The 23,477-nt window shown below is 59.8% G+C and carries 16 protein-coding genes; 11 read left to right on the forward strand and 5 right to left on the reverse strand.

From position 1 onward, the window contains the following. Positions 1 to 21: 21 nt before the first annotated feature. Positions 22 to 1,260 (reverse strand): MFS transporter, encoded by a 1,239-nt coding sequence (locus KSX58_RS01690; RefSeq protein WP_117501647.1) that lies wholly within the window; start codon positions 1,258 to 1,260, stop codon positions 22 to 24. Positions 1,261 to 1,695: 435 nt separating this feature from the next. Between KSX58_RS01690 and KSX58_RS01695 the strand changes: the two genes are divergently transcribed. The 4 genes from KSX58_RS01695 (at position 1,696) to KSX58_RS01710 (ending at position 6,715) form a co-directional block, all read left to right on the forward strand. Further along, positions 1,696 to 2,892: a glycoside hydrolase family 5 protein gene (locus tag KSX58_RS01695; RefSeq protein ID WP_217736227.1), complete on the forward strand. Its 1,197-nt coding sequence runs from the start codon at positions 1,696 to 1,698 to the stop codon at positions 2,890 to 2,892. Positions 2,893 to 2,954: 62 nt separating this feature from the next. Beyond that, entirely contained in the window at positions 2,955 to 4,601 is a 1,647-nt protein-coding gene (locus KSX58_RS01700) for a glycoside hydrolase family 43 protein (RefSeq protein ID WP_217736228.1), read from the forward strand. A 229-nt stretch (positions 4,602 to 4,830) separates the two neighbouring features. Then, positions 4,831 to 6,069 carry a glycoside hydrolase family 5 protein gene (locus tag KSX58_RS01705; RefSeq protein WP_195248266.1) on the forward strand — a complete coding sequence of 413 codons (1,239 nt, stop codon included), beginning with the start codon at positions 4,831 to 4,833 and terminating at the stop codon, positions 6,067 to 6,069. Between the two features lie 10 nt (positions 6,070 to 6,079). Beyond that, positions 6,080 to 6,715, forward strand: a complete 636-nt coding sequence (locus tag KSX58_RS01710; RefSeq protein ID WP_217736229.1) for a TetR/AcrR family transcriptional regulator — start codon at positions 6,080 to 6,082, stop codon at positions 6,713 to 6,715. 131 nt (positions 6,716 to 6,846) lie between these two features. Here the strand turns inward: KSX58_RS01710 and KSX58_RS01715 are convergent, their stop codons facing one another. Together KSX58_RS01715 and KSX58_RS01720 are read right to left on the reverse strand one after the other, a co-directional pair. Continuing rightward, positions 6,847 to 9,177, reverse strand: coding sequence for a glycoside hydrolase family 3 N-terminal domain-containing protein (locus KSX58_RS01715; protein WP_217736230.1), 2,331 nt, complete (start codon positions 9,175 to 9,177; stop codon positions 6,847 to 6,849). Between the two features lie 488 nt (positions 9,178 to 9,665). After that, positions 9,666 to 11,006: an MFS transporter gene (locus KSX58_RS01720; RefSeq protein WP_237976493.1), complete on the reverse strand. Its 1,341-nt coding sequence runs from the start codon at positions 11,004 to 11,006 to the stop codon at positions 9,666 to 9,668. A 79-nt stretch (positions 11,007 to 11,085) separates the two neighbouring features. Between KSX58_RS01720 and KSX58_RS01725 the strand changes: the two genes are divergently transcribed. From KSX58_RS01725 to KSX58_RS01735, 3 genes are all read left to right on the forward strand, one after another. Continuing rightward, positions 11,086 to 11,727, forward strand: a complete 642-nt coding sequence (locus tag KSX58_RS01725) for an MFS transporter (protein WP_217736233.1) — start codon at positions 11,086 to 11,088, stop codon at positions 11,725 to 11,727. Between the two features lie 183 nt (positions 11,728 to 11,910). After that, complete coding sequence (locus KSX58_RS01730; RefSeq protein WP_003811074.1) at positions 11,911 to 12,489, forward strand: MarR family winged helix-turn-helix transcriptional regulator; 579 nt, start codon at positions 11,911 to 11,913, stop codon at positions 12,487 to 12,489. Positions 12,490 to 12,559: 70 nt separating this feature from the next. Next, positions 12,560 to 14,014 (forward strand): MFS transporter, encoded by a 1,455-nt coding sequence (locus tag KSX58_RS01735; protein WP_039775562.1) that lies wholly within the window; start codon positions 12,560 to 12,562, stop codon positions 14,012 to 14,014. A gap of 269 nt (positions 14,015 to 14,283) precedes the next feature. Here the strand turns inward: KSX58_RS01735 and KSX58_RS01740 are convergent, their stop codons facing one another. Next, positions 14,284 to 15,483, reverse strand: coding sequence for a glycerate kinase (locus tag KSX58_RS01740; protein ID WP_033499902.1), 1,200 nt, complete (start codon positions 15,481 to 15,483; stop codon positions 14,284 to 14,286). A 2-nt stretch (positions 15,484 to 15,485) separates the two neighbouring features. Further along, positions 15,486 to 16,064: a TetR/AcrR family transcriptional regulator gene (locus KSX58_RS01745; RefSeq protein WP_033499903.1), complete on the reverse strand. Its 579-nt coding sequence runs from the start codon at positions 16,062 to 16,064 to the stop codon at positions 15,486 to 15,488. 232 nt (positions 16,065 to 16,296) lie between these two features. Between KSX58_RS01745 and KSX58_RS01750 the strand changes: the two genes are divergently transcribed. From KSX58_RS01750 to KSX58_RS01765, 4 genes are all read left to right on the forward strand, one after another. Next, entirely contained in the window at positions 16,297 to 18,552 is a 2,256-nt protein-coding gene (locus tag KSX58_RS01750) for an exo-alpha-(1->6)-L-arabinopyranosidase (protein ID WP_085381064.1), read from the forward strand. Between the two features lie 267 nt (positions 18,553 to 18,819). Further along, on the forward strand, positions 18,820 to 19,458 hold the full coding sequence (locus KSX58_RS01755; protein WP_236402349.1) for a MarR family winged helix-turn-helix transcriptional regulator: 639 nt from the start codon (positions 18,820 to 18,822) through the stop codon (positions 19,456 to 19,458). Next, entirely contained in the window at positions 19,459 to 21,279 is a 1,821-nt protein-coding gene (locus tag KSX58_RS01760) for an ABC transporter ATP-binding protein (protein WP_118235080.1), read from the forward strand. 41 nt (positions 21,280 to 21,320) lie between these two features. Further along, positions 21,321 to 23,339: an ABC transporter ATP-binding protein gene (locus tag KSX58_RS01765; RefSeq protein WP_217736237.1), complete on the forward strand. Its 2,019-nt coding sequence runs from the start codon at positions 21,321 to 21,323 to the stop codon at positions 23,337 to 23,339. Positions 23,340 to 23,477: the final 138 nt, after the last annotated feature.

A 23,477-nucleotide genomic window follows, 5' to 3' on the forward strand; every position in this document is an offset into this window, starting at 1 on the left:
TGGATGCATGTGACTTCTCCTTTAGTGACGGATGATTCTTTGCCCGCGTTTTCCAATTTGATTAGTGACGACTGCGGGTATTATTCCCACCAACGCCAGTGCGCACCAATACCAAGCTGTCATTCCTGCAGGACGTAGTGCCGGAACGATCCAACCGCCAAGGAATGAGCCTGCCGATTCGCCAATGGCTGCAATTATCAGCCGATAGTTCAAAATGTCCACCAAAGGTTTATCTGGCTGTGCCTCTACCAGAGCAATATTGATTAATGGCGCATAGATGCATTCTGCAATGGAGAACACAGCCAAGGATATAATGCATATCCACCAGTACGACGAGACTCCGCAGGCGAATAGTGCGAAGGAAATTCCATAAATCCCTAGGCTTTTGATGATGAATGAGGTGGCATTCTGCCCATTAGCCATGCCTCGCGAGATGAGTTTACTCACGGGCATTTGCAGTGCTATGACCGATATGGCATCAATGGAATAGAACAATCCTCTTATGACTGGGCTATCGGATAACGAGTGGAATTCCAATGCCATTCCCGCAAAAAGCTGACCATTCATTATGCTGCCCACAAACACCGCCAGGATGGCAAGAACCGTACCGGGACTTTTCAACGAGTCTGTAATGGTCTTCACGATGGAAGAGGTATTTTCTTTGCTGCTTTTCTCATTGCGTATGAAGACATGATGAGTCAGCACTATTGGAGTTAGTAAAGCAGAAAAAACATAGAGTCCGACGATGACTATAACAAAGAGCGTTTGTCCGAAAGCCTTATATATGTAATTTGAAGCTAGAGGCCCAATTGCGGATCCAAGATTGGCTGTCATGGTCACTAAAGCAAACAAAGCGGCCTGAGACTTTTTATCCTTTACTCTAGCGATGATATGCCCTCTGAGAGCAAAATTAACCAGTGAGAGACCAAGTCCCAGCAAAGCCAAATCCAAAAAAAGGAAGCCGATAAAACCACCCATTGCCGGCTGCAGCAGCAAAAGTGAAAAAACTATGAATCCGAAACCGGTCTCAGTGAGGGATACCGTTGATGAACGCTCAATCAAGCCACCTATAAAAACAGTACTGCCCCTAGAAAAAAGGGATAAAACTCCAAGTGCTAATCCAACACATAGTGATGACGTTGCAGAAACTTGACCGGTAAGGATAACCGAAAGAAGGGAGAAAAGTCCGCTATATGCAGCACTATTCAAAAAATAATTCACTGATATGGAGCTATTCTTACTATCGCTCGGCTTCTCCATCTGAACGGACCTTCTTTTATGCTTTATAAATAATGTCTCCCCTCATGCTAGTGGTCATATGGGAATTGTTCATTGGTATGTCCAGATGTAGGGGTGTTTGGTTTTGACGTACTTGGGGGTGTCTGTTTCAAAGTTCCTCATCGGCGTGTTATCTTGTGGGAATCGACGGCATGGGGAAGTCGTGCGTTCCTTCTCAGCCGGCCTGCAGCCCCTCGCCGTAGGATGCCTCGAACTCCAGCAGCGGAGTGTCGAAGATCCGCATCACGTATCGCATTCCGGCACCTCCATCAATCGATCTTATATATTCAAATATAAAGGTCGATGGCGGAGATGGGGTGCCGCCGAGGTTGGGTTGCGTGTGGACCGGAAATGTATTACGATATAACTAAGTAGTTACTAAGTAATAGAAACTGCATGACGTACGAAGGAGTGCATATGGATCTTGATTACATCAAGGGCGTGAACCTGGGTAACTGGCTGGTTCTGGAAAAGTGGATGAACCCGGCATTATTCGATGGAACCACTGCCGATGACGAATACTATCTGCCGACGCAACTCGATCCGGCCGTCTACGAGGCCCGCATCAGGACCCACCGCGCCGAATACATCAACGAGCGCGACTTTGCCACCATCAAATCGTGGGGACTGAACTCCGTGCCGTACTTCATCTTCGGCGACCGCGCGCCGTTCATCGGCTGCATCGACGAACTCGACAAGGCCTTCAACTGGGCCGAGAAATACGGTCTGACCATCCTCATCGACCTGCACACCGCGCCGATGAGCCAGAACGGCTTCGACAACGGCGGCATCTCCGGCGTGTGCAAGTGGGCGCAGCTGCCCGACGAGGTCGAATTCGTGCTGTCCGTGCTCGAACGCCTCGCCAGGCGGTACGGCCATCGTCGGGCGCTGATGGGCATCGAAATCATCAACGAGCCGAACACCACCACCTGCTGGCCGATGGCGAACGTGACCGAACGCTACAAGGCGGTCGATCCGGAACTCGCCGAAGGCACCGGCCCGATCGCATTCGACTGGCTCAAGAACTTCTACATCACCGCCTACCACCGTCTGCGCGATGCCGACAAGGGCGCATTGCCGGCAGACAAGGCGGTGGTGTTCCACGACGGTTTCGACATCGAACAGTGGAAGGACTTCATGCGCGGCCCCGACGGCAAGCTCGCGCCCGAGTTTAAGAACGTGGTCCTTGATACCCACCAATACCTCATGACCGCCGAAACGATGGGTTGCCCGCAGACAGCGGAGGGCTACGACGACTTCGTGAGGAATACCTATGCGCCGATGATCGCCGAGATGAGCGAATACTTCCCGGTGATCGTGGGGGAGTGGTGCCTGTTCAACTCCGTCGGCTGCGGCGTGGACACCCACGGCGGCCAAAGCGTGCTCAACGGCGAGGAAGGCGCGCAGGCCGAGACCCTGACCGCCGAACAGAAGCGCTCGCTGTACCAGGGCGTGGCCGAATCCCAGCTCGCCGCATGGAGCAAGGGCAGCGGCTTCTACTACTGGAACTACAAGCTGCTCACCGACACCGTCAACACCCCTGGCTGGATCGGCTGGGACGCATGGGACCTCGGGCGCTGCATCGCCCAAGATTGGTTCCCCGTCCAAAAGTGATTCCGTCGGACGCAAGAATCGTACAAAGCAACGCGTGATATCAAGAACATTAAGGAACGACAATGCTGCATAATCCGATCTTCAAAGGCTTCAATCCCGATCCGGCCATCTGCCGCAAAGGCGACGACTACTACGTGGCCGTCTCCACCTTCGAATGGTTTCCGGGCATTCCGATTTACCATTCGAAGGATATGAAGCATTGGGAGCTGCTCACCCACGTGCTTACTGATGATACGAATCCGAACCTCACCAAGCTGCCAAGCGCTAAGGGCATTTGGGCTCCATGCCTCACGTATTGTGAGGAAGAGGACATGTTCTACGTGATTTACGGCGTTATGAATTCCATGAATGCACGCTATTTCGACGTGAATAATTATCTGATTAAGTCGAAGAGCATTGAAGGTCCGTGGAGTGAGCCGGTATATCTGACATCTTCCGGTTTCGACGCGTCCATTTTGCATGATGACAATGGCAAGAAGTACATCGTCAGCTTGGAATGGGAGACCCGTGAAGGCTATGAGAAGCCGGGTGTGATCTGCTGTGTGGAATATGATCCGGAAACCAAGCATGTGGTTGGCTATCCGAAGCGTATATGGCGTGGCGCTACTGATCGTGGCTGCATTGAGGCTCCGCATCTGACCAAGCGTGACGGCTGGTATTACATTATGTGCGCCGAGGGCGGCACCGGCTACAACCATTCTGTGACCATGGGCCGTTCCCGCAATGTGTGGGGCCCGTATGAGCCGGATCCGAATGGTCCGCTCGTCACTTCGCAGCCGAAGGAGTCAAACGAGCGTGCTGATGACGATCATTTGAAGCCGCGCTATTTCAACCCGGATTCCGTATTGCAGAAGTCCGGCCACGGCTCCTACGTGGATCTGCCGAACGGCGAGACATATCTTGTGCACCTGACCAGCCGTCCGTTTGTGCCGGAATTGCGTTGTACGCTTGGCCGTGAGACCGCCATTCAGAAGATGCAGTGGACGCCTGATGGTTGGTTGCGTATGGCTGATGGTTCTAATCTGGCAAAGATCGAAGTCGAGGAGCCGAATCTGCCAGATGTGCCGATGCCGGAAATTCCAAGCCTTGACGATTTCGATGGTGAGGAACTGGGTAACTGGTATTACTCGCCGCGTCAGATGCCGAGCACGTTTGCAAATGCTACGGAACGCCCGGGCTGGTTGCGTGTTCGTGGTGAGGAATCGCTTGCCTCGCTGAATCGTACGAGCCTGCTTGCTCGCAAGCTGACGAGCGTGTATGCCACGGTAACCACCAAGATGGAGTTCGAGCCGGAAGTCTACCAGCACAGCGCTGGCTTGACCATCTACTACGACAACATGAATAATATTTTCCTGCGCAAGTATTATTCACAGACGCTTGGCGGCAGCGCGATTTCGATTGTGCGTCTCGAAAACGGTGAAAAGATGGAAATGCTTGACACTCGCGTTGCTGTGGAAGACAAGCCGATCTATTTCCGTTTGAATATCGAAGGTCGTCGTACTTGGTTCGAGTGGGGTTATGATGGCGAGAACTGGACCAAGATTGGCCCGGATTTCGACACTACCACCTTCTCTGACGAATACTGCAAGTACGGCGAATTCACTGGCACCATGGTCGGCATCGCCGTTACCGACGCCGCTCTGCACGAGAAGACTGCCGACTTCGACTTCTTCGACTACGAGGCGGGCGAGACGAAGCCGGTCGACTGATCCCGCCCATCCGGCCACGATCATTCCGAAACCCCAATCCGGCCGTGGTCCGATTCCAACCGGCCGCGTGGCTGATTGCGGGACGCATACAATGGGCCAAGGAGCGTTGCGAACGGTGCGTTCCTTGGCCCATTGGGCTGAAATAGGGGTTTGGTTTGGGCTGTTTGGTTTTTGAATAGGCGGAAACGGCAAGCCGGGCGAAACCCCGCACAGAAAGGCGGTGGGATGCATGGTGCTGGGCATCGACGAGCGAATCAACGGCGTGAACCTCGGCAACTGGCTGGTGCTGGAGAAATGGATGGATCCGGAACCATTCGTTCGCACTGCCGAAGATGACGAAATCTGGATGCACCGCACGCACGGCGCCCTCTGGTCCGAACGGAATCTCGCCGAGGAACTGCGCCGGCACCGCGACGCCTACATCACCCTGGAGGATTTCCGCATCATCGCCGACCATGGGCTCAATCTCGTGCGCATTCCCATACCATATTTCATCTTCGGCGATTGGCCCGGACATCCGGGCTGCATCGCATACCTCGACCGCGCGTTCCGTTGGGCGCGGGAGACGGGACTGAAGATCATGATCGACCTGCATACCGTGCCCGGCTCACAGAATGGTTTCGACAACGGCGGTCTGACGGGCGTGTGCAAATGGGCGCAGAATCCGGACTTGGTGGAATACGCGCTGAATGTGCTGGAACGATTGGCCCGCCGATATCGTGACGAGCCGACCCTACACAGCATCGAAGTGCTCAACGAACCGGTGAGCTGGTCGGTGTTCCATGGCACGTCGAATACGGCGAAGGACGTCCGCGAGGCCTCCGGCAGCACGCATGTCCCACTACGGTTTCTGAAGCGCTTCTACCGTGACGCCTACACCCGGCTGCGCGCCATACTACGTCCGGAAACCCTGATCGTATTCCACGACGGCTTTCGACTGCTCCGCTGGAGTGATTGGTTCCGTCGTTCCGGCATGCGCAACGTCATGCTCGACACCCACCAATATCTCATCGCCATGGAGGAACCGTTGTTCGCGGGACCGGCACGCCGACTGTACCTGCAATCGCGGCACCTGCCATGGCTGTACCGAATGCTGGTGGGTGCGCGCGAAATCGCCATCCGTTCGGCGGCCCGCCATATCCCTGTACTTGTGGGCGAGTGGTGCGTGGAGAACCGGTGGGCCCTGCACGGCCGAAACCGAGCGGACGCATACCGTCAAGTATCGCGATTGCAACGCGCGGCATGGGATGCGTCGGCGGGGCAGGTCTATTGGAGCTACCAGCTTGCGCGTTCCGCGAAACCAGGCAGCGGCGAAGGAAAACCGCCACGCGACCCGCGCAACGGCGGCAATCTCGAAGCATGGGATCTAACCCGCGTATGGCGTCATGGATGGATTCAAGCGGATACGCCCCACGATGACGTGGCATCGGCGCCGTCAATCAACGACAATCGACGCAAAGGGCATTAGACTCGGAGTCATGGCAGAGGAAGAGACTTCGAAACGTACCCGCAAATCGCCACAAGAGCGTCGTGTGGAAGTGCTGGATGCGGCGGTGCAGCTCATCAGCGAACGCGGATTCAACGGCATCTCCATCCAGGACGTGGCCGATCGGGTCGGCATTTCCAAACAAGGCGTGCTGCGATACGTCGAAAACAAAGACAAGATGCTGGCGCTGGTATATGACGAATACTACGGGCAAACCGGCACTCCGGAGGACTTCTTCTCATCGGGCATGCCGGGCAGCGACCCATCCGCGCCGCATTTCCCCGCATACCTGCACTACCTGGTGAAACACAACTCGCGCCGCCGCATGATGGTGCAGCTGTTCACCGTGCTGTCGGCCGAATCCCTGAACCCGGACCATCCGCTGCATGATGAATTCATGGAACGCATGGACGGTATTTGGGAGCACTATTCGAAATACCCATGGGTGGTTCCGCCGCAATTGGGCGCATGGGCCGACAGCATGCGGCCAGTGGTGCGCAAAGCCATGGAGATCATGGACGGCATCCAGCTGTGGTGGCTGCGTGAGCCGGAAGTCGATTTGTGCGGCGAGTGGGCAGAAATGGAGAACATGCTGTTTCCCGCACCATTGTGGGACTCCTATCGCTGATTCCCGCCGATGATCCGTATATGATGATCCGCATATGAATTTAGGGGGCAGTTTGATGGCTGCCCCCAAAAAGTCTCCGGTAGTGGCCGACTATCGATGATGATCGCCGACCGCTACCAAGCTGGAACCATTCACGCCACGGTGAACGTGGTCCGCTTGAGATCCTTGCGACGGCTCGAATGGCCGATCAGCACCTCGAACTCACCCGGCTCCACGATGCGGTTGGCATCCGAATCGACGATAGTGCACTCCGAAACCGGAATATCGAACGCAACGGTCTTGGTCTCACCCGGCTCAAGCTCCACGCGCTGGAACGCTTTGAGCTCGCGGTCCGTCCAACTGTAGGACGTCACGATATCGCCGATATACAACTGCGCTACTTCGGTGCCTTTGCGCTCGCCGGTGTTGGTGAGCGCAACCTCGACATGCATGGTATCGGTGGTGGCGAACGTGCCGGAAGCCGGAACGTTCGTGATTGTCGGTTCGCCATATGCGAAGGTCGTGTAGCCGAGGCCCTCGCCGAACGCGAACGCCGGATCCTGCGTGAGATCGGCATAACGATTGCCGTGCTGGCCACGGATCTGGTTGTAATAGACCGGTAGCTGGCCCGCATGACGCGGGAAGGTGATCGGCAGACGTCCGCTCGGCTCGGTTTCGCCAAGAATGATTTCGGCGATGGCCTGGCCACCCTTCATACCCGGATTCGGCGCCCACATGAACGCGCTGACACCGTCGGCCGTGGATTCGTCCACGATCACGCCATTCGTGCCGATCACGCATGCCGGCATCACCTGCGGCTTGGAGCTCATCAGCACCACGACCAGCGGCTTGCCGGTCTCGCGGGCCACGTCGGCAAGCGCTTCGAGCATGGCGTTCTGCCCGCCGAGCAGTTCCAGTGTGGCGGTGGAGCAGGTCTCGCCGACCAACTGCACCACATCGCCCACAACAGCGACAACAAGGTCGGAACGGCGTGCGTTCTCCACCGCCTCATCCAGCAGTTGCTGGTCGAACTTGGCGGAGACGGCGAGCTTCGGACGAGGCTGGCCATCCGGATAGAACTCGCCTTCCGGATCGTCCACCAAATCGATGATGTTCGCACCACGCGAATACGCAACCTCGCATCCTTCGGGCGCAAGCTGCTTGAACCCGTCAAGGATGGTGGTGATCATGCCGCGCGGCTGGCCTTCCGGCATCCAATTGACCTGGCCGGAATTGCCGGCCCAATCGCCCAACTGCTCCTGCGCGTCATCGGCAAGCGGCCCCACCACGGCGATGCGCTTGCCCGCCGCAGCCGAGAACGGCAATGCGCCGTCATTCTTCAGCAACGCCACGGATTCGCGTGCGATTTGCAGGTTGAGCTCTTGATGGGCTTTGGAGCCGATAACCGTCTTGATGCGCTCTTGGTCCGGCAGACGCGGATCTTCGAACAGGCCTAGACGGAACTTGAGTGCGAGAATGCGGGACACGGCTTCGTCGATCAGCGACTCGTCAAGCAATCCGGTGCGTACCGCTTCGATCGCACCTTCGTAGAACTTCGGCGTGGTCATGATCAGGTCGTTACCGGCCTTGACCGCATCCGCGGCGGCGTGCGCGTAGTCGGCCTTGACCTTCTGCTCCCACACGGAACGGCCGACGTTGTCCCAGTCGGTGATCAGCGTGCCCTGGTAGTGCCAGTCGCCGCGCAGCTTGTCGGACAGCAGCCACTTGTTGAACGTGACCGGCACGCCTTCAATGGATTCGTAGCCGAGCATGAAGGTGCCGCAGCCTTCCTTCGCCACGCGTTCGAACGGCGGCAGGAACCACGATTCCAGCTTGCGGTGGGACAGGTCCGCTTCGGAAGCGTCGCGGCCGCCCTGCGTTTCGGAATAGCCGGCGAAATGCTTGGCGCAGGCCAGAATCGCATCCTTGGCGAGCGGCTCGCCAGCTTTGGCGCCGCCCTGATAGCCCTTGACGATGGCGGAGGCCATCTCGCCGATAAGATACGGATCCTCGCCGAACGTCTCGTCCACACGGCCCCAACGGGTGTCGCGGGCGATGCACAGCACGGGGGAGAACGTCCAATGCACGCCGGTGGTGGAGACCTCTTCGGCGGTGGCACGTCCTGCGGCCTGAACCTTGGCCGTGTCGAAGCTTGTTGCCATGCCGAGCTGGGATGGGAAGATGGTGGAGCCTGGCCAGAAGGAATAGCCGTGGATGCAGTCGTCGCCGATGATCAGCGGAATGCCGAGGCGGGTCTTCGTGTTCACGGTCTCGACCGCGCGGGGCAGGTCCGCGGGGGAGGTGTGCAGAATCGAGCCGACGTGCTTGTTGACGATCAGGTCATCCAGATCGCCGCTGCGAGCATCAAGCTGCATCATCTGGCCGACCTTCTCTTCGAGGGTCATGCGTCCGAGCAAATCGGCGATGCGCTCTTCGGCAGGCAGGTTGGGATTCTTGTATGGCAGGTCGGTGGTGTTGGTCATGGATTGCTCACTTTCCTCGTTGAAGCGGTGTCCTTTAATTACCACTTGGTAGTTTACTATGATTTAGGTGATTTCACAAATCGACGCAGCGCATGTCGCGCATATTGCGGGCATCGCTTGTATGGCCGGTTTTGCAATGATTCGTCGGGGTGCCGCATCGGTTCCGCGCGTATATGCGGTCGGGTGGTGCCTAGGACCTGGCGACTGCCGACAAGGTCCGGTTTTTCCGTAGGTGGTTTTCAGACTCCGTAGGTGATTGGGGTCGGATGGTCACTGAAGGAACGGCTCAAATACGGCCGTTTCTCATCGCCGATGCCGCAGGTGACCGCCTACGGAACGGCAGAGCCACCTACGGAACGATGCCAGCTACGGGGTTTGCCATGGCGAAGGGCCGTTCCTTTTCGAAAAACCGGTGGAGAGATTGAAACCCTCGGAAAGGAACGGCCCTTGCGCGCCTGTGAATGCGTGGTCCTACGATCCGCCGGCGGCTACTTCACCTTCTTGATGAACAGAATCACCACGGCACCGATCGTTACGGCCGCGATGGCGATCGGGAATACTAAGAAGTAGCCGCCGGTGGCCACCACGATGGAGGAGACGACAATCGGCGCGATAACCTGTCCGAGTGTGTTGGCGAGGTTCAGGATGCCGAGAGCCTTGCCGGCCTCGTTCGGGTTCGGTAACACGTCGACGTTCAGCGCCTGATCGACCACCATGTAGATGCCGTATCCGAGGCCCATGAGCGCCGCGTAGACGAACATGGAGAACTGGGACTTGAGCACCCACGGCACGGCGATGCCGATGGCGATGATGGTGGAGGAGACGAACACCGGTAGCTTGCGCTTGCCGATCCTGTCGGAGATCGGGCCGGAGACCAGGGGTACGACGAGGGGGACGACCATGGTGATCACGGCCATGGTGGACACGGTGGAGGCCGCGGCCTTGGCGTCCTGTCCGATGTACTTCATGCATACATACAGCTGGTAGCCGACGATCATGTTGTAACCGAAGATGAGCATCAGACGTCCGACGAGCGCCAGATAGAAATCGCGCGCGCCCTTGGTCGGCGGGCGGAACTGCATGGCGATCTGCCTGATGTCGTATCTCTCGGCGTCGGCCGTGGCCGCGGACAGTTCGCGCGGGAGCAGGAGCACGGTGCCGATGCCGCACAGGCACCAGCAGATGGTGTCGATCATGAAGCCGGTCTTCGGAACATCGATGAAGGCGGAGCCGATGATGGTGCCCATGGACTGGCCGACGATCTGGCCCGCGCCGTAGAATGCGGACATGGAGCCGCGGTATTTCTGCGGAACGCGGTCGGACAGGATCGCCACGCATGGCGCGATCATGCAGTTCAGGCTGATCTGCAGCAGTGACCAGGAGGCGATGATGGTCGGCAGCGTCGGGGAGATGGAGGTCAGGTAGAATCCGATGCCGGCGATCGGTCCGCCGATGATGATCCATGGCGTGCGCTTGCCGAAACGGCTGTGGGAGGCGTCGGACAGCGAGCCGAAGATGACGTTGGAGATCAGGGCGAAGATGATGCCGATGGAGTTCATCGTGCCGAGGATCGTTTCGCCCTGACCGATGCCGAGCGTGTTGAAGCGGGCTGGGAGCAGCACGGTGGATCCGATGGTGCCGGACATCATGAAGACGATGCAGAAGAAGATGAAGCCCGCGCCGAAGCGTCCAAGATTCAGTTTGCTTACCGGTTTACCGGTGTCGGGAGTGAGTTCCTCGGCGGTTCGTCCCTCGGCTGGAGCGTCTTCTTCGGGGCGATTGCCGTGATGATCCCGTTCGGCTACTGGTTCACCTTCGCGAATACGCATGAGATCGCGTCCATGAAACCGGGCGATGGCGTGGATGGGTGCGCCGGCAGAATTTCCATCGGCGACCATTTCAAGGCGCTTGCGCGCAACAAGTACTGGTGGCTCACGCTGGGGCTCAACGACCTACAACGGCATGGCCGCCTACATCGCCAAGTACGTGCTCGGCAACTCCAATCTGATCGCCGTGATCGGTCTGGCGACAGTGATCCCCATGGTCATCGGCCTGCCGTTCGCCGGACCGTTCGTGGCCCGGTTCGGCAAACGCAACGCCTCGATGGCCGGCCTGGTGCTCGTCGCCGTCGGCAGTCTGCTGGTGTTCGTCGATCCGAGCAACCTGTGGGTGTTCTTCGTCTCCATCATCGTGCGCATGGTCGGCATCATCCCGATGAACGCCGCGCTCAACGCCATGAGCGGCGACGTGGTGGAATATGGCGAATGGCGCAGCGGCGTGCGGTCCGATGGCATCGTGTTCAGCTCGTCCAGCTTCTCCATGAAGGTGGCCATGGGCGTTTCCTCGGCCGCCATCGCGTGGATACTCGGTGCCAGCGGATATGACGGCTCGCTCGCCGTGCGGTCCGATGCCACCGTCTCCGCCATGGTCAACACCTTCGTGTGGGTGCCGGTCGCCATGGTCGTGGTTATGGCCGCGCTGCTCTTCTTCTACGACCTCGACAAGCGCGTCGACCGGGTGGGCGGGGAGCTCGCCGCCCGTCGCGTGTAGCGCAAAGGCCATTGGGATTTCCGTGGAGTCCGGGCATGCATCCAGTGGGTGCGCGCCCGGACTTGTTGGCGTCGGGTTGTGAAAACATGCCTTGAAGACTGATGGGCCAAGGCTGCGATCCCGTTGTCCGGAGCACCCATATACTTACCTTTAGTAATGACTATTAGTAACGAATAGGGTGCCATGGTGGAATCGCGAAGCGGGCAACGACAACTGTCCCTGGACGACGTGCGTGATCTGATCGACGTGTGCTGGATGGCGAAACGCATCACCGAAGCGTTGCCGGAACTGCCGAAAAACATGAAGCCTCGTCACGTGCATGTCATCGACGCCATCTGGAATCTCAATCATCGTGCCGGATCCCCGGCTCCCGCCGCACGGGTCAGCGGCATCAGCGCCTTTCTGGGAGTAACCGCACCAAGCATCACGAAGCTTGTCAACGAACTGGTGGTCAAAGGCCTTGTGGTCAAGCACGCATCCGAAGCCGACGGCCGTGCGGTGACGTTGAGCCTGACCGAAGCCGCCGAGGAAATCCGCGAACTGTACGTGCACCAGTTCCATGAGCATCTGCGTGGCGTGCTGTCCGGCATCAGCCCGCAGGACGTCGCCACCACGGTCGCCACGCTGCAGGCTATGCATCGGCTGATGGACACGGACCGGGGAGGGGAATGGACCACGAAGGTGGCCGATGCCTGGCCGGCACGTGTCGAAACGTTGATGGCGGGCGGCGATCCTCGATCTCATACGGCGGAGAAACGGTAGGCCGGAGGGCCATCGAGCCATGCGGCAAACGATGCGGTCACCCATGACGAAAAGGAAGGAGTCGCAGATCATGACGGAACGCGAACAGCGGCGGGAACAGCCGGCAAAGGCGATGCGGGAGGGGCCACAGCCAAGCAGATATATGAGCGAAGGCAGACTCACCATCGTGGTGGTGGCGCTTGCCATCCTCACCTTCCTCGGCATCCTATCCGAAACGTCGCTCAACATCGCCTACTCCACGCTGATGGGGGAGTTCTCCATCTCCGCCGACGTGGTGCAATGGCTCACCACCGGCTATCTGCTGCTCCTGTCCATAGCCATCCCCACCTCACCGTTCATGGTGCGCACATTCCCCACCAAGGGGCTGCTCGTCACTGCCGTGGCGCTGTTCTCGGCAGGTACGGTGGTCGGCGCGCTCGCCGTGAACTTCCCCATGTTGCTCACCGCGCGACTCATCATGGCGTTGGGCACGGGCGTCTCGCTGCCGTTGCTGACCAACATCATCCTGGAGAAAGCGCCGTTCGACAAGCGCGGCATGATGCTTGGCCTGGTCAGTCTGGTGACCTGCGCGGCCCCGGCCATCGGCCCGGTGTTCGGCGGGCTCGTCATGGAATTCCTCAACTGGCATTGGATCTTCTACACGATGATCCCGTTCCTGCTCATCTCGCTCGTGCTGGGATGCGCTACCGTCCCCGACATCCGCCACGGCGGGAAGGGGCATCTGTCGGTGCCGTCGCTGGTATTGGTGGCGGCCGGTCTGGCCGGCATCATCGTGGCGGCGAGCTTCTTCGCGCAGTGGAACGGCGACTGGCGCTTCTGGACGGTGCTTGTCGGCGCGATCGTGGTGCTGGGTGTGTTCGCCGCCGTGCAGCTGAAGATGGAGCATCCGCTGGTCGAGGTGCGCACGTTCGCATTCCCCGGATTCACATTGGGCATGCTGATTCTGCTGATGTCGTCCGGTGGCGTGCTCGGTGTGAACTTCCTGCTGCCGATTCTATTGCAGCGCGGACTCGGCCACACCAGCATGATCGCCGCCCTGATTCTGCTGCCGGGAGCCGTGGTCGGCGCGATTTCCGCGCCGTTGATCGGAGGTGCGCTGAAAGCGCATTTTCCGCCGAAATTCATCGCCTGTGGTTTTGTCGGCGTGGCCATCATGGATATTGTGATGATGCTCGGCGGCGCGCATGAATGGGCCGTCGCGATCGCCTACGCGCTGTTCATGGCCGCATCCGGATTCGTGCTCGTGCCTGACCAGACGCATGCGCTGAACCAGCTGCCGGCCGCGATGAACGCCGACGGCTCCGCGGTGATGAACACCGTGCAGCAGCTCGCCGGCGCCATCGGCACCGCGGTCGCGTCCACGCTGATCGCCGAATTCTCCGCAGCGAACCGTGTCGCGGGCATGAAGTCCGCGGCCGCCTACGTCGCCGGGTTTTCCACCAGCATGTGGGTGTTCTTCGGCATGGCCGTGACGGGTGAGATCCTGGCCCTGCTCATGTTCCGCTTCTCGAAGCGCGCCGCATAGCTGGTCATGCGCGGTGGAAGGCTTCACTTCTGTCGTTTTTCGATAGCTTTGATAATTTTGATATCGACAATGCCAAACATATTCGCAAGCGGTTGCTGGATGCATATGTCATTCGTCAGACCGGTTGCGGCGAAGTTGATTTCGCGGTTCCGCTCTTGCGTGAATACTTACCGTAAGCAGATGTGAAAATCTAGTTCAGGCGAGTGGCCTGTTGATGATGACCCCAAAGTAGTCCTCAATACCGGTGCAACAGGCGGGGTTCCTGTTCCTCATTGATGAGGTCTCGATGAGCATTCGCGCGCGACGCTCAGCAGACTGGCGATGGCGGCGCAGGTGGCCTCCACGTTGCGTTTTGTTCCGGTGAGCAGTTCCGGCAGAGCGGCTGGGCCGGGTGCGATGCCGAACGTCGCGACGATGCCGGCTTCGTTGAGCGCGGCGGTGACGTTCGGATCGCGCGTCACTTTTCCTCCGATGGCGATAACCGGTTTTCCTTGCGATTTCGCCAGTCGCGCGATGCCGCTCGGTACCTTGCCGTACGGCGTCTGCCCGTCGATCGACCCTTCGCCGGTGATGACGACATCGGCCCACGCGCACGCCTCGCGTGCATGCAGCAAATCGAGCACCAACTCGATGCCGGGGCGCATGGTCGCGTTGAACAGGCCCAGCATGCCGCCGCCGGTGCCGCCCGCCGCGCCCGCGCCCGGCTTATCTGTTATTTTGCGACCGTTCAGTGCCGTGATGGCGTCGGCGAGCCTGCCCAAACCGCAGTCGAGCAATGCGGCTTGTTCCGTGTTCGCGCCTTTCTGCGGCGCGAACACGGCGGCGGCGCCGTCCGTCCCGGTCAGAGGATTGGTGACGTCGCATGCCAATACGATCGGGATGTTTCGCACGTCGTCGGGAACCTCGGTGTCGTCGATGCGGGCAAGCCGGGGGAGTGCGCCGCCGCCAAGCGGCAGCTCGCAATCGTCCGCATCGAGGAAACGATGGCCGAGCGCTCGGGCCAGGCCAGTGCCGCCGTCGGTGGTGGCGCTGCCGCCCAATCCAAGTACGATGCGTTCCGCTCCGGCGTCGATCGCGGCGCGAATCAGCTCGCCGGTGCCGAAAGTGGACGCCGCCAACGGATCGCGGTCGGCGGGGGAGATGCGCTCGATGCCGCTCGCCGCAGCCAACTCGACCACCGCGGTGCGAGGATTCTCTCCATCGTGAGATGTTCCGAAACCGCCCTCGCCAAGGAATCCATATCGTGTGATGATCGGCCGGCCCAGCGCGTCATGCGCGTGCTCCGATCGCAATTCGCCGCCGGTTGCCTGGACCAGCGCGTCGGTCAATCCCTCGCCGCCATCGGACAACGGCATCATGCGGCATTCGGCGCCGGGATCGCCGGCCGCCACGCCCCGGCGCATCGACTCAGCCACGGCCTGCGCGGAAGCGGCTTCCTTGAACGAATCCGGTGCCAACAGATATTTCATGGTCAGCGGTAGCCCTCCCACTGCGGCAGGGGGAAGAGCACGTCCTCGCAACTCGCCCACATTTCGTTCAAATCGCGCCCCGGAACCCGCAGCCAACGCAGCTGCGCGCCGTCCATCATCGCGAATCCGGAACGCAGCACCTGCTCGGCGTCAACGCCTTCCGGCACATGCCAGCGGATGTTCGCGGCCACTTCCACGATACGTTCCTCGCGTTCGGCGAAATAATCATGCGCCGGATGGTCGGGATTGAGCGCCTCGGCGCTCAGCGTGGAGAACATGTGCACCAATTCGGGACGTTTGGCGTTGACCGCCACCGTCCTGCGCCACATTTCGGCGATAAGCGGACGCTCGTCGCGCACCATGCCGGCGGTGACGTCCTCGGTCTCACGGTCGTACATTTCGTCGAGCACCGCATGCAGCAGCCCTTCCTTGCTGCCGACGTAATGCAGCACGCCCGGTTTGGTGAGGTTCACCATGGTGGCGATGCGCTGCAGCGACGTGCCGTAGTAGCCGAGCGTGCCGAAACATTCGACCGCCGCGTTGAGAATCGCGCTTCTGCGGTCGACTTCGTCGTTGGCCATAATGTGCTCCCGTCGTTGCTGGAGGTTATTGGAATATGCAATTCACTTTACGGTCGGTCGGTTTCTTTTCCAAAGATGATTGGCGTGTTGAGGATTGTTTTTTGATAAAGTACCTACCAATCGGTAGGTAGGGAATTCGGGGTTGAAGTCCCACCGCGAAACAATCGCGAGACGGCCGAGAAAATAGCCGAAAGGCACCAGAAACACAGAAGACATACGAAAGAGGCAGCTCATGAGCGACACCGCTTATCCTTCCGTCAACGACCTGACCCTCGAAGAGAAGGCGTCCCTCACCTCCGGCGGCGACGCCTGGCACCTGCAGGGTGTGGAAACCAAAGGCATTCCCGGCTACATGATCACCGACGGCCCCCACGGACTGCGCAAATCCCTGGCATCCAGCACCGGCGAAACCGACCTGAACGACTCCGTGCCCGCCACCTGCTTCCCGCCGGCAGCCGGCCTGTCCAGCTCCTGGAACCCGGAACTCATCCACAAGGTCGGCGAGGCCATGGCGGAGGAATGCATCCAGGAGAAGGTGGCCGTCATCCTCGGCCCCGGAGTCAACATCAAGCGCAATCCGCTCGGCGGCCGCTGCTTCGAATATTGGTCCGAAGACCCGTATCTGGCCGGCCATGAGGCAGTCGGCATCGTCGCCGGCGTGCAGTCCAAGGGCGTGGGCACCTCGCTCAAGCACTTCGCCGCCAACAACCAGGAGACCGACCGTCTGCGCGTATCCGCCAACATCTCCCAGCGCGCGCTGCGTGAAATCTACTTCCCGGCCTTCGAACACATCGTCAAAACCGCCCAGCCATGGACCATCATGTGCTCCTACAACCGCATCAACGGCGTGCATTCCGCACAAAACCGCTGGCTGCTCACCGACGTGCTGCGCGACGAATGGGGGTATGAAGGCATCGTCATGAGCGATTGGGGCGCCGACCACGACCGCGTCGCCTCCCTCAACGCCGGCCTCAACCTTGAAATGCCGCCGAGCTACACGGACGACCAGATCGTCTACGCCGCACGTGACGGCCGCATCCAGCCCGAACAGCTCGACCGCATGGCCCAAGGCATGGTCGACCTCGTGAACAAGACCCGTGCCGCCATGAGCGTCGAGAACTACCGTTTCGACGTGGACGCCCACGACGAGGTGGCCCACCAGGCCGCCGTCGAATCCATGGTGCTGCTCAAAAACGACGACGACATCCTGCCGGTCGCGGCAAACGCGAAAATCGCCGTCATCGGCGAATTCGCGCGCACCCCGCGCTACCAGGGCGGCGGCTCGTCCCACATCACCCCAACCAAGATGACCAGCTTCCTCGACACCCTCGCCGAACGCGGAGCGGACGTCGCGTTCGCACCGGGCTTCACCCTCGACCTCGAACCGGCCGACGCCAAGCTCGAAGCCGAAGCCGTCGAAACCGCCAAAAACGCCGACGTCGTCCTCATGTTCCTCGGCCTTCCGGAAGCCGCCGAATCCGAAGGCTTCGACCGTGAAACCCTCGACATTCCAGCCAAGCAGGTCGAACTGCTCAAAGCCGTCGCCGCCGAAAACAAGAACATCGTCGTGGTGCTGTCCAACGGATCCGTCGTCTCCGTGGCACCATGGGCGGGCAACGCCAAGGGCATCCTCGAATCCTGGCTGCTTGGCCAGGCGGGCGGTCCGGCGCTCGCCGACGTGATCTTCGGCAAGGTCAGCCCGTCCGGCAAGCTGGCACAGACCATTCCGATGGACATCAACGACGATCCGAGCATGATCAACTGGCCGGGTGAGGAGGGGCACGTCGACTATGGTGAGGGCGTGTTCGTCGGCTACCGCTACTACGACACGTACGACAAGGCCGTCGACTACCCGTTCGGCTTCGGCCTGAGCTACGCGACCTTTGCGATCGACGGCGTGAACGTCGCCAAGACCGGCGCCAACACCGCACACGTCACCGCGACCGTCACCAACACGTCCGACGTGGACGCCGCCGAAACCGTGCAGGTCTACGTGGCTCCAGGCAAGGCCGCCGTAGCCCGCCCGAAGCATGAGCTCAAGGGTTTCCGAAAGGTGTTCCTCAAGGCCGGCGAATCGGCTGAGATCTCCTTCGATCTGGACGAGCGCGCCTTCGCCTACTGGTCCGAGAAGTTCGATGACTGGCATGTCGAAGCCGGCGAATACACCGTCGAAGTCGGCACGTCCAGCCGCGACATCGCCGCCGTGGCCGTCGTCACGCTCGACGGCGACGGCAAGGCCCTGCCGCTCGACGAATGGTCCACGTTCGGCGAATGGGCCGACGATCCGGTCGGCTCCAAAATCGTCGCATCCGTGTATGCGGAAGGCGAGGCCGGCAATCTGCCGCAGCTGCCCGACAACGACATGATGCGCATGTTCCTCAAGTCCATGCCGATCAACTCCATGCCGATGCTGATGAGCGACGGCGGCAAGGCCATCACCGCCTTCATGCTCGATGAATACGCCAAAATCGCCGAAACCGCCGAATAAGACGGATTGACGTAAACAAGACGTAAGCAAAAGGAGTTTCAAGGATTTAGACCGAGGATGTGGCCCGCGAATGAACCGGTGCGGACCACATCCTCGGCTTTTTCATACTTGGTTTCGGCTTGTTCCGGGCTTATTTTTTGGCTATTTTTAAGCGATTTTGCGATTACAATATTGCGTTCGGTGTGCTGCGATCCGGTTCCGTCACACACGACACGCTGAATGTTGCATATGCAACTGTTGTATGTACAACGTGTTATCGTATGTTCCGTGAACGATATACAGAACGATGGAACAGCTTCGGTGAACCCCGCGTTCACCGAAGCGTGGGACCGAGGCGCATGCAAGCCGCCGAGCGTCGCCATCCGATCGCTGCACAACGTCATCAACCGGTATCTTGCGGTGACGCGCCCCATGGAAGTGGATAGTCTGAGCGGTGGCAACATCGACATCATCACCTTCCTCGCACGCCATTCGGAACGGGAGATCTTCCCGCAGGACGTGGAGCGCCGCTTCGGCATCACCCGGTCGACGTCGAGCAGAGTGCTCGCATTGATGGAACGCAAAGGGCTTATCGTGCGCGAATCCGTGCCGAGGGACGCGCGGTTGAAGAAAATCGTGCTTACCGACAAATCGCGCGACATCGCCGAAGCGCTGCGCACCAGCGCAATCGCCATGGAAGGCATTCTGCTGCAGGGCCTGAGCGACGACGAGATCCGCGAATTCATGCACGTGCTCGACGTGATGCAAACCAATCTGGTCTCCACCGGGCTGATCGGCGACGAAAGTCGCTACTCCAGCCTGGCATTGTGCGAGGCGGAATCGCGGGAACGGCAATCGCGGGAATGCGAATCGCAACCAACTGTACGGAAAACATCACAGGAAGACGAAACAGGAAAGGAAGAGTAAGTGAGCGGAACAAACGTGACAACGGCTGCGGTGCAATCGCAGCCAAAACAAAAGCGGCATCTCGTACGCACGCTTGGCAAATCGCTGCGTGAATATAGGAAGCCCAGCATTCTCACCCCGATATTTGTGGTGGTCGAAGGTGTTCTGGAAATCCTCATCCCCACGGTGATGGCGTCGTTGATTGATGAAGGCATCACCGGCAAAAGCATGCCCGCCATCGTCAAATTCGGTCTGATTCTTCTGGCGTGCTCGCTATGTTCGCTCGCGGCTGGCTTCCTTGCCGGTAAGTTCGCCGCGATCGCCGGCGCTGGATTCGCCAAGAACCTGCGTCATGACGAATTCGAGAAGGTGCAGGGCTTCAGCTTCACCAATATCGACAAGTTCTCCACCGGCTCGATCATCACCAGGCTCACCACCGATGTGACCAACCTGCAGAACGCCTATTCCATGATCATTCGTCTGGGTGTGCGAGCCCCGATCATGATGATCGTGGCGTGGATCTTCTCGTTCCGCATCAGCCCGTCCATTTCCTTGGTGTTCCTGGCGTGCATCCCTGTTCTCGCCTTCGGTCTGTGCGGCCTGGCGGTGTACGTGCACCCGGTGTTCGAGCGCGTGTTCCACACCTACGACAAGCTCAACAACGTGGTCGACGAGAACCTTCAAGGCATCCGCGTGGTCAAGTCCTACACCCGCGAATCGCATGAGATCAGCAAGTTCGGCCGCATCTCCCAGCGCATCTACAAGGACTTCAGCAAGGCCGACCGTGTGATGAGCTTCAACAACCCGCTCATGATGGTCTGCGTATACGTCTCGATGATTCTCATCGCATGGATGGGCGCCAAGCAGATTGTGGCATCCGGCAACAACGCCGCCCTTGGCCTGACCACCGGCGACCTGACCGCACTGGTCACCTACGCCATGCAGATCCTCATGGCCATGATGATGCTGTCCATGGTCTTCGTCATGTGCATCATTTCCCAGGCGTCCGCGGAACGTATCTGCCAGGTGCTCAACGAGGAAAGCACGGTGACCAACCCGGCCAACCCCATCAAGGAAGTGGCCGACGGGTCCATCGAATTCGACAACGTCGACTTCCGCTACTCTGATAACTCCGAAAAGCCGGTGCTCGACAATATCAACCTGAAGATCCGTTCCGGCATGACCGTCGGCATCGTCGGCGGCACCGGTTCGGCGAAGTCCAGTCTGGTGCAGCTCGTGCCGCGCCTGTACGACGTGACCTCCGGCTCGCTCAAGGTCGGCGGCGTCGACGTGCGCGACTACGACATGGAAGTGCTGCGCGACCAAGTCGCCATGGTGCTGCAGAAGAACGTGCTGTTCTCCGGAACCATCGCCGAGAACCTGCGCTGGGGCAACCCGAACGCCACCGACGAGGAGATCCGCCACGCCTGCCAGCTCGCGCAGGCCGACGGCTTCATCCAGGAGTTCCCGGACAAGTACGACACGTACATCGAACAGGGCGGCACCAACGTCTCCGGCGGACAGCGCCAGCGCTTGTGCATCGCACGCGCACTGCTGAAGAAGCCGAAGATCCTGATTCTCGACGATTCCACCTCGGCCGTCGACACCAAAACCGACAAGCTGATCCGCGAGGCGTTCCACAACGAGATTCCCGACACCACCAAGATCATCATCGCCCAGCGCATCGCATCCGTGCAGGAATCCGACATGATTCTCGTTATGGAGGAAGGCCGCATCACCGCATCCGGTACCCATGAGGAACTGCTGCGGACCTGCGACGAATACCGTTCCATCTACGAATCGCAGACCAAGAATCAGGCCCAGCCTGAGGAACTGAAGTGAAAGGAGGAACGGAAATGACTAAGAACAACGCTGAAAAAACCATGCAGACCAAGCCGGGTAACAAGCCGGGCGCAAAGCCGCCGATGCAGAAGGCCGCCCCCGGAACCACCAAGCGCATCTTCGGCTACATCTTCCAATACAAGTGGCATGTCGTGGCAATCGTACTGTGCATCCTGATCGGTGCGGCCGCACAAGCCGGCTCCGCGCTGTTCCTGCAGTCGCTGATCGACAGCTACATCCTGCCGTTGGTCGGCGTGAAGAACCCCGACTGGAGCCCGCTGCTGCGCGCGCTGACGCTGATGGGCTGCCTCTACGCCGCCGGCACCTTCTGCAGCTGGCTATGGCAGTGGCTCATCGTCACCGTCGAGCAAGGCACCCTGAAGAAGATCCGCGACGACATGTTCGCACACCAGCAGACGCTGCCGATCCGCTACTTCGACACCAACGAGCACGGCGACATCATGAGCCGCTACACCAACGACACCGACACCCTGCGCCAGGCCATCAGCCAGTCCTTCCCGCAGATGTTCTCGTCCGCGATTTCCGCACTGGCCGCACTGGTCTCCATGCTGTGGCTGTCGGTGCCGGTCACGATCTTCGTGCTCGTGTTCGCCGCGATCCTGTTCGTAGTCGTGCGCGCCATCGTCTCCCGCTCCGGCCGCTACTTTGTCAAGCAGCAGATGTGGATCGGCGACGTGAACGCCTTCGTCGAGGAATCCGTCAACGGTCAGAAGGTCATCAAGGTCTTCAACCATGAGGACGCCACCCAGAAGACCTTCGACGAGAAGAACGAGGAACTGTTCCACGCTTCCGCCGAAGCGAACACCTGGGGCAACGTGACCATGCCCGTCGTAGGCAACATGGGCTACATCCTCTACATTCTGCTCGCCATCGTCGGCGGATTCATGGCGCTCTCCGGCATGGGCAACTTCGGTCTCGCCGGCGCGGGCAAGCTCACCCTCGGCGCCCTCATCTCCCTGCTCACCCTGTCGCGCTCCTTCGTCAACCCGCTCGGCCAGGTCTCCATGCAGTTCAACATGGTGATGATGGCGCTCGCCGGCGCGTCCCGCATCTTCCAGCTGATGGATGAGAAGCCCGAGGACGACGGCGGCTCCGTCACACTCGTCAACGTCGAGCTCGGCGAAGACGGCCGCACCATGACCGAAATGGACCACGAAACCGGCCATTGGGCCTGGAAGCGTGAGGAAGGCGACGACGGCACCCGTTCCCTGAAGGCCGCGCAGTCGCTGAGCCCGAAGGCCGCGGAAGTGGCGAGGAAGGCGCGCGAGAACGCGATCACCTCGCCGGACGGGCGCCTGACCCTGCTGCAGGGCGACGTGCGTTTCACCGACGTGACCTTCGGCTACAACCCGGACAAGCCCGTGCTGCACGACATCACCTGGTTCGCCAAGCCCGGCCAGAAGGTCGCGCTCGTCGGCGCCACCGGTGCCGGCAAGACCACGGTGACCAACCTGATCAACCGTTTCTACGACATCCAGGAAGGCATAATCCTGTATGACGGCATCTCCGTCAAGGGCATCCGCAAGCCCGACCTGCGCAAGTCGCTCGGCATCGTGCTGCAGGACGTGAACCTGTTCACCGGCACCGTGATGGACAACATCCGCTATGGCAAGCTCGACGCCACCGACGAGGAGTGCATCGCCGCCGCTAAGCTCACCAACGCGGACAGCTTCATCCGCATGCTGCCCAACGGCTACCAGACCGTGCTCGAAGGCGACGGCTCCGGTCTGTCCCAAGGCCAGCGCCAGCTGATCTCCATCGCACGCGCCGCAGTGGCAGACCCGCCGGCCATGATCCTTGATGAGGCCACCTCATCCATCGACACCCGCACCGAGGAAGTGGTGCAGGCCGGCATGGACAACCTCATGAAGGGACGCACCGTGTTCGTGATCGCGCACCGCCTGTCCACCGTGCGCAACTCCGACGTGATCATGGTGCTCGACCATGGCCGCATCATCGAGCGCGGCTCGCACGACGAGCTCATCGCGCAGAAGGGCGAGTACTACCAGCTGTACACGGGCGCCGTGGAACTGGAGTAAGGCTCCTTCTGCTTCGTTCCTGTCCCGTTCTTGGTGAATTGGACAGGCTGAACGGTAGTGTTCAACGAATGCAAGGGCCGTGCGGAAGCCACATATGTGGCTTCCGCACGGCCCTTGCGCATATGGCTCCCATGAATC

This window comes from Bifidobacterium sp. MSK.17.10 (assembly GCF_019129655.1).
GTDB lineage: Bacteria > Actinomycetota > Actinomycetes > Actinomycetales > Bifidobacteriaceae > Bifidobacterium > Bifidobacterium adolescentis.